The organism is Bradyrhizobium sp. CCGUVB23, assembly GCF_024199885.1.
In the GTDB taxonomy this organism is placed as follows: domain Bacteria; phylum Pseudomonadota; class Alphaproteobacteria; order Rhizobiales; family Xanthobacteraceae; genus Bradyrhizobium.
This window is the reverse complement of record NZ_JANADQ010000001.1, coordinates 2,379,953-2,393,761: the sequence shown is the minus strand read 5'-3', so window position 1 is coordinate 2,393,761 and position 13,809 is coordinate 2,379,953. Positions and strand designations below refer to the sequence as shown.

The following is a 13,809-nucleotide window of genomic DNA, read 5'->3' as shown; positions in this document are numbered from 1 at the left end:
ATCCTCGATCGCAAGGGCGGCTCGATCCCTTCGCGGGAGGATTTCTGGATAGGTGCTCCCCTAATCTCGGCGCTCACGCATTTGGACCGCTTGGCCTAATTATCTGATCGAGCGCCTGACGATGTCTGCTTCCAGTTCCGCACCCCAGGCAGGCTCACTGTTTAGAAAAGGATAGATTATCGTAATTTAGCTTCGATCCACGATTCGAATCTAAACTTGCCGATTTTTGGAATTGTTCCTAATATCGTAGTATGGCTACGACTCAAAGAGATAAGCTAAACCGGCTCTATTCCCATCTCGCACCGGGGACGCCGCTGATCTCCGAGGACCTCGCCGCACTTGGGATATCGGCGGATCTGGCCGTCCATTATGTCCGGGCGGGCTGGTTGGAACGGCTGGCGCGTGGGGTCTATTGTCGCCCCAACGATCCGCCCGCATTGCATCCGAGCCTGGCGTTGCTGCAGCGAAGCTTTGAAGGCCTGCATGTCGGCGGCAAGTCTGCGCTTGACTGGCATGGCATCCGCCATTACGTGGCCCAGCAACCCGTCCTTCATCTCTATGGCTGGAAGGCGGGGCGTCTCCCCGAGTGGTTCACCCAGCGCTTTCCAGCCGAGTATCACCGCAAGCGGCTGTTCGAGGAGCGCCCCGACGCGCTCCTGCAGGTCCGGCCCTTCGAGAACCGCAAAGGCGCACCATTCGTCTCGGCACCGGAGCGCGCACTACTGGAGGTTCTGAGCGAAGTTGGTGTTCGTCAGCCGCTGCAAGAAGCGCGCGAACTGGTTGAGAGCAGCTACAGCTTGCGCGCCGACGTGCTCGGCGACCTGCTCAAGAGATGCGCCAGCGTCAAGACCGTGCGCCTCTGCCTGCAGCTCGGACACGAGCTTTCCCTGCCGTGGATGGGTAAGCTCGATCCATCCCAGTTGCCTAAGGGCAGCGATCGGCGATGGGTGTCGCGCTCGGCTGACGGGCTTCTGGTGCTCAAGCCGTGAATCAGACCTATCTCGACAGCGCCCGATTGCTGACGCGAGTCGCGCCGCTGGTGCTCGTCGATGACACCTTCGCGCTCAAGGGCGGCACAGCGATCAACCTCTTCGTTCGCGACATGCCGCGGCTCTCGGTCGATCTCGACCTGGTCTTTCCCGATCACACGCTGCCGCGCGACGAGGCGCTCAAGCGCATCAACGAAGCCATTCGCCAATCCGTTGCACGCCTGAACAAGCGCGGCTTTCGAACCCACGCGCCCGCTTCGACAGATGTAGGCGAGACCAAGCTGCTGGTGCGACAGGGGGCCATCGAGGTCAAGATTGAGGCCAATTTCGTTATGCGCGGCACCGTCAACGCGGTGCGCGTGGCGTCGCTGACGCAGAATGCACGTGACACGCTGCAGGCGGATCTCGAAATCCCGGTCGTTTCGCTCGAGGACGTGTATGGCGGCAAGCTCGTCGCTGCGATGGACCGCCAGCATCCCCGCGATCTGTTCGACGTCATGCAGCTCTTCGCCCACGAGGGGATCACGGCCGCCATCCGCCGTGCCTTCGTCGTTTACCTCGCGAGCCATAACCGGCCTGTGCATGAGGTGCTGTTTCCGTCCATGCGCGACATCCGCCAGGAGTTTGAGCACAATTTCATCGGCATGACCGCCGAGCCCGTCGAGCTCGGCGCGCTCCTGGCCGCGCGCGAGCGAATGGCGCACGAACTCCAGCAGGAGCTGACGGCGGATGAGCGCCGGTTCCTGTTGTCATTGGTCGCTGCTGAGCCAGAATGGAATCTGCTGGGCATCCCGCATCTGGAGCAACTCCCGGGCGTCCGGTGGAAGCTGCAAAACCTCGAGCGATTGCGGAAGGCCAATACCCAAAAATTCGCCGAGCAGTCAGACGTGCTCGTGCGACTATTGGAATAAGTTTTGGACTTGACCAATAGCTTGGTCGGTCAAATTGACCGAGACCTAAGGGGAGAACATGGGCAGACCTCGCGATATCACCAAGAAGGGCCGGATTGCAGCGAATTCACTGGTGCATCGACTTAGAACCCGTTGATCATTTACCGGATCGGATTTTTCCGTTCGGGGGATTCCCACGGTGACTCGCAGCTTATATAGAATCGCATGGTGATTGACGATGCGGCGATCAAATTGCGCTATGCAGCGCTCGACCCGGTGCTGGATGAGCGCGGGCGACGTCGGTTTGCGGCCGCTGAGGCGTTGGCCGCTGGGCGTGGCGGGGTCACGGCGGTCGCGCGGATCACGGGCATAGCGCGCAGTACGATCGACCGCGGACTAGCGGAGTTGCGCGGCGAGGCAGAGCCCGACGCGGCGCCCGATCGGGTGCGCCGGAAGGGTGGCGGACGCAGGCCTCTGGTCGTCACGGATCCAACGCTGCTCACCGATCTCAAAGACTTGGTAGAACCGACGACGCGCGGCGATCCGACGGCGCCGCTGCTGTGGACCGCCAAGAGCCTGCGCAACCTGGCCGCCGGGCTTCGTGAGCTTGGCCATCGTATTGGTCACAATGTGGTGGCCGATCTTTTGCGCGATCTGGGGTACAGCCTTCAAGCCAACCGCAAGATCCGCGAGGGGACGAACCATCCCGACCGCAATGCCCAGTTTGGGTACATCAATAGAAAGGTGAAGCAAGCGCTGGCCGCGCGGGAGCCGGCGATCTCGGTCGATACCAAGAAGGAGCTGGTCGGCGATTTCAAGAATGGCGGCCGCGAGTACCGTCCGAAGGGTCAGCCCGAGTCGGTGCGTGTGCACGACTTCATCATCCCGGAGCTTGGTCGGGCGGCGCCCTACGGCGTCTATGACATTGCCGACAATGCCGGCTGGGTGAGTGTCGGCATCGACAAAGACACGGCAGGCTTCGCGGTCAACTCCATTCGCCGCTGGTGGCAGACGATGGGGCGCGCGCGCTATCCGCACGCGACAAAACTTCTGATCACCGCCGATTGCGGCGGCAGCAACGGTGCCCGCGTCCGCCTTTGGAAGCGCGAGCTGCAAAACCTGGCCAATGAACTCGGCATTGCCGTCACGGTCTGCCATCTGCCGCCCGGCACCAGCAAATGGAACAAGATCGAGCATCGCCTGTTCTCGTTCATCACACAGAATTGGCGCGGCAAGCCACTCGTCAGCCACCAAACCATCGTCCAACTGATCGCCGCCACGACCACCGATACAGGCCTAAAGGTGCAATCCGAGATCGACCCCAACACCTATCCGGCAGGCATCAAAGTCACTGATGACGAAATGGACGCCATCAACATCCTCCGCCATAAATTCCACGGCGACTGGAACTACACCATAAGGCCGCAAACCTCAGTTCGCAGCGATAGTTCCTGAACAAGCCCTAAGCGGGTTCTCACTCCCTTTCTTCGGCGTGCAATGGACGCCTCCCGCTGACGAGCGTGAGATTGTCAGAGGGCTCCTCACCGCTATGGAGGATCGGCGCGTCCTGTTTGTTCCCTATCACCTGGAGGTTGTCTCCCAGGTCACGTCCTCTGTGCTCGAGATGCGAAAAATCTTGACGAAGGTTCTGCAGGCTCTGCCCGAGACGTCGCGTGCGGCAGGTTCCACTCGCGCGATGCGCACAGCGTGTCGCCGCTTCCTTGAGGAGCCCACGCCCGATTTTCGCAACCTGACGCGATGGCTCGGCGCGAGGCATGCAGACGATGAAGAGGGGAGTCCGTCCTTCTTCGTCGCATTAGGTGAGCTGCGGGCGACGTTCGGAACGCACATCGCGGCCCTCGCACACCAGTATGGCCTCGATGTCGAGCCAGATCTCGCGTCGGTCCTCCCATCGACGGACGAATCGTAAGGAAGGCCAGACTGGTATCGAGGACGAGCGCGTCTTGAGCGTCACTCTGTCAGCTCCCGCGATCTTTCGAGTTGAAAAGAAGGTGTCGATTGCGCCGGTCAGGGCGGTTCGCATCCGGTCCTGTACTTCGGTCGACCGGCCGGCCGACTTTCCGATTGTACGGGCTCTGACATGGGACGGCGGGCGCGACCGTAAGAGGATCTCGACACCGAGTTCGCAGACCCGCCGGTGGAGTTGCGCTGGCGCGAATGGATGGGTCAGGTCGAGGCCGTGATCTTCGACTCGCCCGAGCCAGTGACGCGAGCGATCCCGACGCGCGTCGTCGCTCGCGACTGCAGATCTCGATCTGATCATCGACACAAGTGGCTTGGAGCAGTCGACGAATCGGACCTCCGTCTGAGCGGCGCTACGCTTTCGAGAAACGGCGCGGCGCGGAGATGTTGAAGCGACCCGTCCGGAGAGGACAGCAGCTGGATATAGACGGCCCCGGGACAACATCCGTGGCGCCGTCACTGTTTCTAACGTCGCGCTTGAAATGAACGTGCGTGAGTCTTTCTGTAGGAGAAAATTGTCTCGCGACGCCAGTTCCGCGAAAGAAATAACTACCGGTGCTTTTTGAGTCGTCGTTTCGCGAACGTCTGTATGGGCGAGAGTTTTAAAGCGCGCCGCAACAAACAAACCGTTTGTCGCGAATCTAGAAAATGAGTTTTCAGACGCGATGAAAAAGAGTTGATCCTGGACTCGCAAGCTCGTTTCCTCTCTGAGAGTCTTGAGCGTCAATCAATGGTGATTGAGAGGAGGGGAACGCTGATGATTGGCAGTACTCTCGTCGATGAAGCGGGAGGTATCAGACCGGCGCTCTCTCTATCAACCAACTGGCCGCCCGGGCCCGCGGCCTGAAGCGACCGCGCGGACTTGATCTGATCGTCGTCGATTACATTCAGCTTATGCACAGCACGACCTCTCGTGCCTCGCAAAACAGGGTGCAGGAGGTAAGCGAGATTACGACCGGTCTCAAAGCGCTCGCGAAAGAGTTGAACGTGCCGGATATTGCGTTGTCGCAGTTGTCCCGCAACGTCGACAACAGAGATGAACGGCGGCCGCAATTGTCAGATCTGCGCGAGTCTGGATCGATCGAACAGGATGCGGACGTGGTGCTCTTCTTGTATCGCGAGGAATACTACCTAAAGGGCAGAGAGCCGGTGCCCGGCACCGATGCTCGTTTCAAATGGGAAGCGGAGATCGATACGGCGCGGGGCAAAGCCGAAATCATTATCGGCAAGCAGCGCCACGGTCCGACCGGTACGGTCAACGCATCGTTTCAAGCTGAGGTCACACGATTTGCAAATCTCTCCATCGGAGAAATGACGGTTCGGTCCCGCAATCGCAAGTCTTCGCCATGGTCCTTGATCGCTACCGCGCGAACGTGTGGCTTAAGATTGAGGGGCAGCCTCAGACCCCAATCTGGTAGGAGGAGAATCAAGAGTCTATTGCTCTGATCAGACTCCGGACCCCACGCCGTTTTCGCAGGTTGAGCTCGAGATCGCTGATGCGGAAACGCGGATAACGCGCGATAGTCAGTATGACTACCCACGAGGGCGATACTTCCCCTCGCGGAAAACAAACAAATCCTCCGGAATTGTCAGGCATTGATGTATTCATTGACATCAAGGTCTTGTTGATGTAAAATATTCCATCAATGGTCAAAGCACGTAAGATCACGCGAACCCGGGTTGTCGTCGGCCCCGGCTTTGCCGAGCTGGTTGTGTGAAGTTCCCGAGCCCGTTTCGGGCAGTCCGCACAGCTACAAATACCGGCTCGCCTATGTAGTGAATGGCGTCTGCCGCGTGCGGTACGACAATGAGCGAGGCAAGGGCGATCATCGCCACCTGGATGGCAAGGAAAGCACTTATACGTTTCGTGGGCTGGAGCGGCTGCTGGCGGATTTTTGGCGCGACGTGAATAAACGGAGATAGAGCATGCGGACGGTTATCTTGGGCGTCGAGACACAAAGCGACCTGACGCGCCGCATCCTGGCGACTGCGCACGGGCAGCGTAAGGCTGGGGACGATCGAATTTCATTCGAGAGCGTCAGCGACCTTTGGCGGGTGCTGGCGCCCAAGCGTATGGAGATCGTGCGCGTTATGACCGGAGCCGGCCCGTTGACGATCCGAGAAGTTGCGCGTCGGGTCGACCGTGACTTTAAGGGGGTTCACTCCGACGTGACGCTGCTACTGGGCGCAGGGATTTTGGAGCGAACGGAAAGTGGGGGCGTGGAATTTCCCTATGACCGCGTGCATGTCGAGTTCGACATGATGGCGGCGTGACGTCGCTGCCTATCGCTACTGTCACCAGCACACATGTGAGATGTATAGGAGGGCACTGCGAGGAACTGATGACGTCGTTCAGGTACCGCGCCAAGCGTAAGCCGGCGAAGCCAAGTTGTTGTGTTAAGAGTGGTGTGGCCCGATCATAGTAAGCTTGGTCCAGCGTATCACCATCGACCCAGATATTACCGGCGATCGCTTCATTGTGCGCATCCTCCGCCCACATGACCGGATTGTCCTTCGTGTCATTCTTCGCGACATCGCTGGTCAGCCAGCCTGCCTCAAGATCATCGACGAAAGTCGGCCAATTGTACTCCATCGCGCGTATCAGCGTCGTGTCCCACATCTTGTGAAGATTGTCGGGAGGCGTCGAGCAGTGGTCCGCCGTGCAGGTCTTGCCCTTGAGCTGGATCACCTTAATGGCAATCCCGTTGCCGCCGCTGCTTTCCCAGATCGCGTGAAACGGCTGATGAATGTCGCCGACGAAGTGAACGGCGAACTTGAGGGCTCGAAGCTGTTGATCGCCGGCGGTGCAACGCAGTTCATTCTTTAAGCGCCCAGCGCATCCCGCGCCTCCTTCGGCAGCTCCCGCCACTCTGGAACCCCAACGGCGCTGTGCGTGATGCCACCCGCGAACAGGTCCATCTGATGCATGCCGAACAGCCGGTTGCGCCGAACCGGGTTCGCCGGTATCGCCGTCCTGCTTGCCATGAGCCTCTCCCGCTTCTGGTCGTGAGAGACTCCGCATGCACCGGAAAGCGGTTCATTCAATGATGATGCCGGGCTCTTGACCACTGAATCGCGTTGAGCGCTTCCAGGCTGACAAGGGGCTCTGTCGTTAGGCTGCAACCCCGAACACATGCCGCGCGGTCGAACATCCAGGATGGGATCTCCAGAAAACGCTGCGTCTCCGATCCATCCAGCGTGCAGCGGAAAACAACGCCGTCCGCCTTGTCGATCACGGCATGGTCGAAAACGTACGCATTCGGCCAGCACCCCGGGCGGACGCGCCGGCCTGCCGTGGCGCTCAGGCGGCAGCCGCTTTGGACTGTCGGGTCGCCTTCCAATTCCACTGGAGCTGGTCGGCGACTCTGTTGACAGGGTAATCTGGAAGTCTGGCCAGCACGTCAGCGAGCCAGGCTTGCGGATCGACGTCGTTCATCTTGCAGGTTTATGCGGCCCGCCGAACTATGCCGAACGGGTCCGGTATGGCACGTCGGGCGCCGCTTCTCGAAGCGCAGCCTCCATGCCTTGAACTGTTTCTCGTACGACATCCTCAATCTGAATTTCCCCAACCCCTAAGAACACGGCCGGGGCGCGGCTAGCTGGTCCAATCGGCGGTGACGGCGGTAGTCCGTGCCGCAAAAGCACCCAGTCCATTGCCAAGCGAGCGGTTCGTCCGTTGCCATCCTCAAAGGGATGCAGACTGGCCAGCCGCTGATGGACCTGAGCCGCGAACTCCACCACAGCCATCGGATCACTGGATGTCAAGTCACGCTCGTTGCCTGCGGCCCAATCGGCGAAAGCGGCCATTTCTTTGGAAAGTGTTTGAGGTGGCGGATATCTCTTGGCAGTCCAAGTATCCTCGTCTGCAGCCTGCACAAGCACCTTTCGCAGAGCGCCGATGTGCGTAGCCTCATCCGCATTTCCCAGCAATATACGATTTAGTTCAAAAATGCCTTCTTTCGTGAATGGGGAATTCTTCTTCGCCCACTCCTGCACTTTGGCTGCAGCATGCTGCCATGAAGAATCGATTTCATGATTCTCCGCCAATGTTGTGGAGGCGGAACACCGCAGCTTGTTAATGCGGAAGCACGCATCGGCGGATAACTCACTTCCGACTTGACTCCATCTGCGTTTTATTTCCTCACATGTTCTAGACAAAGACAAGCGCTCCGGATGCTCTAACGCCGGAGGCCGGAATATCCGGGACATGAGTGCCAGCTGTGTCCCTGTAACGTAGACCGCCAAATTTCTAAGGTTCATGTCGGGAAGATTGCTCAATTCACTATTTGATGCCAAATCTAACGTCGAAAGATTTTGAAGATTTCCCAGTGTGCTGGGTAGCAGTCGCAGTTTGCAGCCTGCCAAGCTAAGGTTCTCAAGCGCTTCGCAGTCGCCTATTTCATCCGGCAGTCCACGTAATGAGTTGAAGGATAGTGAAAGCGTGGTTAGGTTCTTTAACATCCCAATACTATGAGGCAGCTTGACAATTGAGCAAAGGTCCGCAATGAGCTCCGTCAAATGCTTGCACTGCGAAATTTCGTTGGGCAACTGGGTGAGCGCGGCGTTCTCCGAAATATCCAAGCGGCGCAGGTGATGAATCCGATTGAGCCCAGGGGGCAGCTGGGACAAATTCAGGTCACTTAAATCTAAGTCCGTCCCACCTTCGTCAAAACAGCGCAGGATATGATCCATGGCCGCTTGCCTTTGCTCGCGTGATTGCGACGCGCTTGCTTCATCTGACGTCGATGGAGCGCAACACAGTTTGCTGCGAAAGAATGACGATTTGTTCTTCGTGGGTGCTTGATTGCACCAGGCTTGAAGTTCCGAGCGCAATGCGCCGGACGATTCCGCTTGATCCGTCTGCCGGCCAGAACTGGCTCGCGACATACTTGAGTGTACGTCGTCCTGAGCGCCCCCTGAATGTTGCATCGCTTGATCATCACTTAGCTCCATGCCCGCAATCGTTTCCGCAAAGCGAACGGCATCTTCTGAGTCTCTCGATTCATCTGCCTCGCTAGCGCTTATGGACTGCGTGGATGAGGCAACGATTCGACCGTACATCAGATTCCTCGCCTATCGCCAAATTGCACGTTGTCGAGCGAGAGCCTATGCAGATTAGCTGACCTTAACCTGACGCACAGGCGCCAAGCATGTGTCCGCGCTTACACGCGACGGCTTGGTTATCGCAATAATTCAAGCGCGCGCTTCACCAACTCTGAGCGGCGATCAGCGAGGGGCGCGACTGCTGGGGACGACACCATTTGACCATTGCTCAGCCGGCAGATCAGTCAAAGGGAGGCTGGACGGCCAACGGAAATCCCGGCGAACGAGATCTTGCGGTACACAAGGATGGCATAACGCTGACCGTCATGGGGGCGGTGGTCTGCGGTCGGCCGATCAGGCAGGAGTCGATGCAAAAGCAGCTGACCAGCCACTTTCAAAATCTGTTCGCCTATGATCATTGCCTGGTCTTTTTTCACCTGACCTACGCCTACATCAAAGATGTGGAGGAAGTGATCGAATATTGAAGGAGGTGGCGGAAAAGGCGGCTCCTCCTGCATTCAAGTATAAGATTCGCGAGGACATCAAGCGGTCGGAATCGCGGCCGTCAGGCTTTGTCGCCGAATACGAGCGTCCGCATGCGCGAGTCAAGGTCGTATTCCTTGTTCTAGACATGCAGCAGGAAGCGAGGTGCGAGGCCGCTCTGTTGTTGCTGGCCAAGCTCGGCCTGCGAGCCGACGATGTTGCAACGCTCACCCTCGACGAGATCGACTGGCGCGCCAGCGAGATACTCGTTCGCGCCAAGGGCCGACAGCGTGCACGAATACCGATACCGCCTGACATTGGCGCGGCTATTGTTGCATATCTGCGCAATGGCCGCCCAAAGTCGTCGTGCCGACGGCTGTTCGTCCGCACACTCGCGCCACACGTCTGCTTTGCTTCCGGATGCGCGGTCACCATGATCGCCAAGGCCGCCCTTGATCGCGTTGGAATCGAAGGTTGCGCCCACCGCGGCGCCCATATCTTCTGACACAGTCTCGCTACCGAGCTTCTCCGATCTGGGGCGACCTTGTCGGAGATCGGACAGTTGCCGCGGCACGGGAACCATGACACCACCCGGATTTACGCGAAGGTCGACATCAATGCGCTGAGAGCATTGAGTCTGCCCTGGTCGGGAGGCGTGCAATGACCGATCTGCGCTCCGCGGTCGATAAGTACCTGAGCATGCGCAAGAGGTTGGGGTACAAGTACGAGCACCGGATGGGCATGCGTATATCCGAGGCGATGGGCCTGGAGTGTGATGACGTTGATCTCGAGGCTGGCGTGCTGACGGTCCGGCTGACCAAGTTCGGTAAGTATGCCGCAGGCTCGTGCCATTGCATCCGACGACGAGAACCGCGCTGCGCGACTACGCCCACCGGCGCGACGCGATGCTCGGGTCAAGCTGCGGCTCGACCTTCTTCGTTGCCGAACAGGGAGGCCGCTTGCTGAACCAGTACGTTCATCGCGTCTTCTGGCGGTTGTCCCGAGAGATCGGGCTGCGGCGACCAGGGTGATCGTACCGGGCCACGCGTGCACGACTTCCGGCATAGTTCCGGCACCGCGATTATTCCGGCAACCGGCGGCGAGCTCCCGCATTTTCCGGGGGATTACGCGAGGGTGAGCGCATCGTTGGCGGGATAATCAGACAACCTGCCGTCTCCCATTGGGGATCGTTCCCCGGTTTTGAGGAGACGGACGATGACGATTACTCACAACGGTGCTGCAACGGCGTCAGGTCAACGCGTCTGCGTCGGGCCGCTGGCTTGTTACATCGATAGATTCGCGGAGTTCCTGGTTTGTGAGGGTTACCCCTCGCGGACGGTAAAGGTGAAGCGAGCTCTGGTGGCGGATCTCAGCCGCTGGCTCGCACGACGTGGACTGCCGCTGGCAAGACTTGATGAGCAGAGGCTCAAGCAGTTTCACGCCTACGATCGCCGCTCGCTCCGGCGCGGCGATGTGTTTACCGGCCATCAGTTGCTGGAGTTTTTACGCCGCCGCCTCGGAGTCATCTCTTCGTTACCACAAAAGATGGACCGAACCGCTCTCGATCGGATCATTCGAGACTACTGCAGATTCCTGAGTTCGGAGCGCGGCCTGGCACGTGCGACGGTGGTTTGCTATCTGCCGATAGTGAGGAGACTTCTGACCGAGCGCTTCGGGACCAAGTCGCTGCGCCTTGAGGAGCTGCGCCCAGCGGACCTGAATCGCTTCATTCTTCGTCAAGGACGGCGCGTCAGTCGCATTCATGCCCGGATGACAGTCACGGCGCTGCGCTCGTTTCTGCGTTTCCTGCGCCAACGTGGGGCCATCAAGACTGACTTGGCCGCCGCGCTGCCCGGGGTAGCTCACTGGCGATTGTCTCACATACCCAAGTCGCTACCGCCGGGACAAGTCGAGCAACTGCTCCGCAGCTGTGATCGCTGCACGCCGTCCGGCCAACGCGACTACGCTATCTTGCTGCTGCTGGCTCGACTGGGCTTGCGCGGTGGAGAAGTCCTGGCGATGACCTTGGACGACCTGGACTGGGAGCACGGCGAGATGATTGTGCGCGGCAAGGGTCAGCGGTTGGAACGATTGCCATTGCCCAGAGATGTCGGGACGGCCCTGGTTCACTATCTTCGTCACGTCCGTCCCGCGTGTTCGTCGCGCAATGTCTTTATCCGATTGAAGGCTCCGCTGCGTGGCCTTCGCCTCACCGCTATTTGCTGCGTGGTTCGCCGCGCCCTCAAACGCGCTGGATTAGATCCGGATTTCAAAGGGGCGCACCTGTTGAGGCATTCCCTGGCGACCACGATGTTGCGCAGAGGCGCATCCTTGGGCGAGATCGGTCAACTCCTCCGTCACAAGCAGCCGACAACCACGCAAATCTACGCCAAAGTCGATATCAAGGCGTTGCGCGGCATTGCCCTTCCCTGGATGGGAGGTGTTTCATGAACTCGTTGCGAACCGCGCTCGATGAGTATCTCGGCGCCCGTCGCGCTTTGGGACACAAGCTCATTCTGACAGGACGTCTGTTGCGGCGATTTGTTGACTTTGCCGAACACGCGCACGCCGATTACATCACGCCTGAACTGGCTTTGAAGTGGGCAACCCAGCCGGCCCACGCACAGCCCTCTCAGTGGGCCAACCGTTTGGGGATGGTGCGCCGTTTCGCCCGGTATTGCTACGGCAACGATCCGCGGACCAAGGTGCCGCCTCCCGACTTGCTTCCCCATCGGTATCGTCGGGTCGCGCCCTATATCTACAGCGACGAGCAGATCATCCGTCTATTGAAGGCGGCTCGACGGTTGCCGTCCACAAACGGCTTGCGACCGCACACCTATGCCACGCTATTCGGGCTGTACGTTGCCACCGGTCTGCGAGCCAACGAAGCATTGTGCCTGCGTCGTGAGGACGTGGACCTCGCTAACGGCGTGCTGACGATCCGGGATACCAAGTTTGGCAAGACGAGATTCGTGCCTGTGCATTTATCCACGCGGCGGGCTCTGGAGCGCTACGCGAAGCTTCGGGATCGCTTGTGCCGCACGCCCGCCAGTCCCCACTTCTTCCTCTCCGACCGCGGAACCCGCGTGACGTATGACATGCTGCGATGGACGTTCGTTAAAGTCTCCCATGAGATCGGCCTGCGCGCTCCCGGCGACTCGCACGGCCCCCGTCTGCATGGATTCCGTCATCGGCTGGCCATCAATACGCTTCTCAAATGGTATCGCGGCGGGATCGATGTCGAGCGCCGTCTGCCCACGCTTGCCACGTACTTGGGGCACGCACATATCACTGATACCCAGTGGTACTTGACGGCGACCCCGCAGTTGTTGCGCTACGCGCTAAGACGAGTGGAACGATCCGAGCGGAGGGCCCGTCCATGAAAGGTGCCAGCCAGTTCCCCGTTCTGTTGGAGTCATTCTTCATGGATCGCCTGATGCGACAGCGGCAGGCAAGTCCCCACACGATCGCAAGCTACCGCGACACCTTTCGCTTGCTGATGCAATATGCACAGCAACGGCTCCGCAAAACCCCTTCGCAGTTGGTTTTACCGGACTTGGACACGGCATTCCTCGGCACGTTCCTCGATCATCTTGAGAAAACACGCGACAACAGCGCCCGTAGTCGCAATGTACGTTTGGCCGCTCTTCATTCGTTCTTTCGCTACGTTGCATTGCATGCGCCCGAGTACAGTGCTTTGGCGCAGCGTGTGCTTGCCATACCCAGCAAACGCTACGTGCGACGACCTATATGCTTTCTCACCGCGGTCGAAATTGATTTTCTGCTTGCCGCGCCAGACCTCAACACTTGGAGTGGACGACGTGATCGAACTCTGTTGCTGCTCGCTGTGCAGACCGGATTGCGCGTATCAGAGGTGACCGGCCTGCGCTGCGAGAACATCGTGCTGGGTACAGGCGCACACGTGCAGTGCTTGGGGAAAGGACGGAAGACAAGATGTACTCCGCTTCGCAGAGAGACCGTTACGGTTCTGCGCGCGTGGTTGCGAGAACGGCGTGGTCAACCCTCTGATCCGGTCTTTCCAACTACCCGCGGTCGGGCCTTGGGCTCCGACGGTCTGGAGTACTTGCTCAAAAAACATCTTGCCGTCGCTCGTCGTCAGTGCCCCACGTTGACCAAAAAACGCGTCACGTTCCACTCCTTGAGACATTCGCTGGCGATGAACCTTCTTCGCCACGGCGTCGATCGCTCCGTCATCGCCCTCTGGTTAGGGCATGAAAATATGGAGACGACTTCCATTTACCTGCAGGCTGACATGCGGCTGAAGGAAAAGGCGTTGGCGATGACTACAGCCACACGGATCCCCGCATCTCGCTATCGGCCGAGCGATCGCGTCCTCGCCTTCCTGCAAGCTCTCTGATTATTCCGCCAACGATGCGCTCACCCTCGCGTGATCCGCCCGG

Annotated in this window: 14 protein-coding genes and 4 pseudogenes; 14 read left to right on the top strand and 4 right to left on the bottom strand. The window is 59.2% G+C overall.

The window, feature by feature from the left end:
• The first annotated feature begins 251 nt into the window (after positions 1–251).
• From NLN62_RS11030 to NLN62_RS10995, 8 genes and pseudogenes are all read left to right on the top strand, one after another.
• On the top strand, positions 252–989 hold the full coding sequence (locus NLN62_RS11030; RefSeq protein ID WP_254103271.1) for a type IV toxin-antitoxin system AbiEi family antitoxin domain-containing protein: 738 nt from the start codon (positions 252–254) through the stop codon (positions 987–989).
• Positions 986–1,900: a nucleotidyl transferase AbiEii/AbiGii toxin family protein gene (locus tag NLN62_RS11025; RefSeq protein ID WP_254108759.1), complete on the top strand. Its 915-nt coding sequence runs from the start codon at positions 986–988 to the stop codon at positions 1,898–1,900. The genes NLN62_RS11030 and NLN62_RS11025 overlap by 4 nt, the downstream gene beginning before the upstream one ends.
• A 207-nt stretch (positions 1,901–2,107) precedes the next feature.
• Positions 2,108–3,334 carry an ISAzo13 family transposase gene (locus tag NLN62_RS11020; RefSeq protein ID WP_254108758.1) on the top strand — a complete coding sequence of 409 codons (1,227 nt, stop codon included), beginning with the start codon at positions 2,108–2,110 and terminating at the stop codon, positions 3,332–3,334.
• A complete protein-coding gene (locus tag NLN62_RS53410; RefSeq protein ID WP_371933117.1) occupies positions 3,324–3,809 on the top strand; it encodes a DUF6650 family protein in 486 nt (161 codons plus the stop codon). Before NLN62_RS11020 ends, NLN62_RS53410 begins: the two co-directional genes overlap by 11 nt.
• Positions 3,810–4,037: 228 nt before the next feature.
• Positions 4,038–4,167: pseudogene (locus tag NLN62_RS11010) on the top strand (segregation and condensation protein B); the annotation flags it as partial.
• A 490-nt stretch (positions 4,168–4,657) separates the two neighbouring features.
• Positions 4,658–5,164 (top strand): annotated as a pseudogene (locus tag NLN62_RS11005) (DnaB-like helicase C-terminal domain-containing protein); the annotation flags it as partial.
• Between the two features lie 378 nt (positions 5,165–5,542).
• On the top strand, positions 5,543–5,785 hold the full coding sequence (locus NLN62_RS11000) for a DUF6516 family protein (protein ID WP_254103274.1): 243 nt from the start codon (positions 5,543–5,545) through the stop codon (positions 5,783–5,785).
• A gap of 3 nt (positions 5,786–5,788) precedes the next feature.
• On the top strand, positions 5,789–6,136 hold the full coding sequence (locus NLN62_RS10995; RefSeq protein WP_057844126.1) for a transcriptional regulator: 348 nt from the start codon (positions 5,789–5,791) through the stop codon (positions 6,134–6,136).
• A gap of 127 nt (positions 6,137–6,263) precedes the next feature.
• Here the strand turns inward: NLN62_RS10995 and NLN62_RS53405 are convergent.
• The 4 genes and pseudogenes from NLN62_RS53405 to NLN62_RS10975 form a co-directional block, all read right to left on the bottom strand.
• A pseudogene (locus NLN62_RS53405) lies at positions 6,264–6,731 on the bottom strand (S1/P1 nuclease); the annotation flags it as partial.
• The gene (locus NLN62_RS10985) at positions 6,686–6,847 is read right to left on the bottom strand and encodes a hypothetical protein (protein ID WP_254103276.1); all 162 of its coding nucleotides are present in this window, start codon (positions 6,845–6,847) and stop codon (positions 6,686–6,688) included. The pseudogene NLN62_RS53405 and the gene NLN62_RS10985, both read right to left, overlap by 46 nt.
• 316 nt (positions 6,848–7,163) lie before the next feature.
• A pseudogene (locus NLN62_RS10980) lies at positions 7,164–7,307 on the bottom strand (transposase domain-containing protein); the annotation flags it as partial.
• A gap of 17 nt (positions 7,308–7,324) precedes the next feature.
• Positions 7,325–8,554, bottom strand: a complete 1,230-nt coding sequence (locus NLN62_RS10975) for a Fic family protein (RefSeq protein WP_254108755.1) — start codon at positions 8,552–8,554, stop codon at positions 7,325–7,327.
• A gap of 569 nt (positions 8,555–9,123) precedes the next feature.
• On the opposite strand from NLN62_RS10975, the gene NLN62_RS10970 reads away from it, so the two are divergent.
• From NLN62_RS10970 to NLN62_RS10945, 6 genes are all read left to right on the top strand, one after another.
• Entirely contained in the window at positions 9,124–9,390 is a 267-nt protein-coding gene (locus NLN62_RS10970) for a hypothetical protein (protein ID WP_254108754.1), read from the top strand.
• 146 nt (positions 9,391–9,536) lie between these two features.
• Positions 9,537–9,893 carry a tyrosine-type recombinase/integrase gene (locus NLN62_RS10965; protein ID WP_371930157.1) on the top strand — a complete coding sequence of 119 codons (357 nt, stop codon included), beginning with the start codon at positions 9,537–9,539 and terminating at the stop codon, positions 9,891–9,893.
• A 155-nt stretch (positions 9,894–10,048) separates the two neighbouring features.
• Positions 10,049–10,354, top strand: coding sequence for a hypothetical protein (locus tag NLN62_RS10960; protein WP_254103282.1), 306 nt, complete (start codon positions 10,049–10,051; stop codon positions 10,352–10,354).
• A gap of 249 nt (positions 10,355–10,603) precedes the next feature.
• Positions 10,604–11,839, top strand: coding sequence for a site-specific integrase (locus NLN62_RS10955; protein ID WP_254108752.1), 1,236 nt, complete (start codon positions 10,604–10,606; stop codon positions 11,837–11,839).
• On the top strand, positions 11,836–12,771 hold the full coding sequence (locus NLN62_RS10950) for a tyrosine-type recombinase/integrase (RefSeq protein WP_254108751.1): 936 nt from the start codon (positions 11,836–11,838) through the stop codon (positions 12,769–12,771). The genes NLN62_RS10955 and NLN62_RS10950 overlap by 4 nt, the downstream gene beginning before the upstream one ends.
• Positions 12,768–13,766: a tyrosine-type recombinase/integrase gene (locus tag NLN62_RS10945; protein WP_254108750.1), complete on the top strand. Its 999-nt coding sequence runs from the start codon at positions 12,768–12,770 to the stop codon at positions 13,764–13,766. Before NLN62_RS10950 ends, NLN62_RS10945 begins: the two co-directional genes overlap by 4 nt.
• Positions 13,767–13,809 lie beyond the last annotated feature (43 nt).

Coding starts and splice junctions, on each gene's coding strand:
- NLN62_RS11030 (WP_254103271.1), top strand. CDS start 252: ATGGCTACGACTCAAAGAGATAAGCTAAACCGGCTCTATTCCCATCTC.
- NLN62_RS10950 (WP_254108751.1), top strand. CDS start 11,836: ATGAACTCGTTGCGAACCGCGCTCGATGAGTATCTCGGCGCCCGTCGC.
- NLN62_RS10955 (WP_254108752.1), top strand. CDS start 10,604: ATGACGATTACTCACAACGGTGCTGCAACGGCGTCAGGTCAACGCGTC.
- NLN62_RS10945 (WP_254108750.1), top strand. CDS start 12,768: ATGAAAGGTGCCAGCCAGTTCCCCGTTCTGTTGGAGTCATTCTTCATG.
- NLN62_RS10985 (WP_254103276.1), bottom strand. CDS start 6,847: ATGGCAAGCAGGACGGCGATACCGGCGAACCCGGTTCGGCGCAACCGG.
- NLN62_RS10960 (WP_254103282.1), top strand. CDS start 10,049: ATGACCGATCTGCGCTCCGCGGTCGATAAGTACCTGAGCATGCGCAAG.
- NLN62_RS10975 (WP_254108755.1), bottom strand. CDS start 8,554: ATGGATCATATCCTGCGCTGTTTTGACGAAGGTGGGACGGACTTAGAT.
- NLN62_RS10965 (WP_371930157.1), top strand. CDS start 9,537: ATGCAGCAGGAAGCGAGGTGCGAGGCCGCTCTGTTGTTGCTGGCCAAG.
- NLN62_RS10995 (WP_057844126.1), top strand. CDS start 5,789: ATGCGGACGGTTATCTTGGGCGTCGAGACACAAAGCGACCTGACGCGC.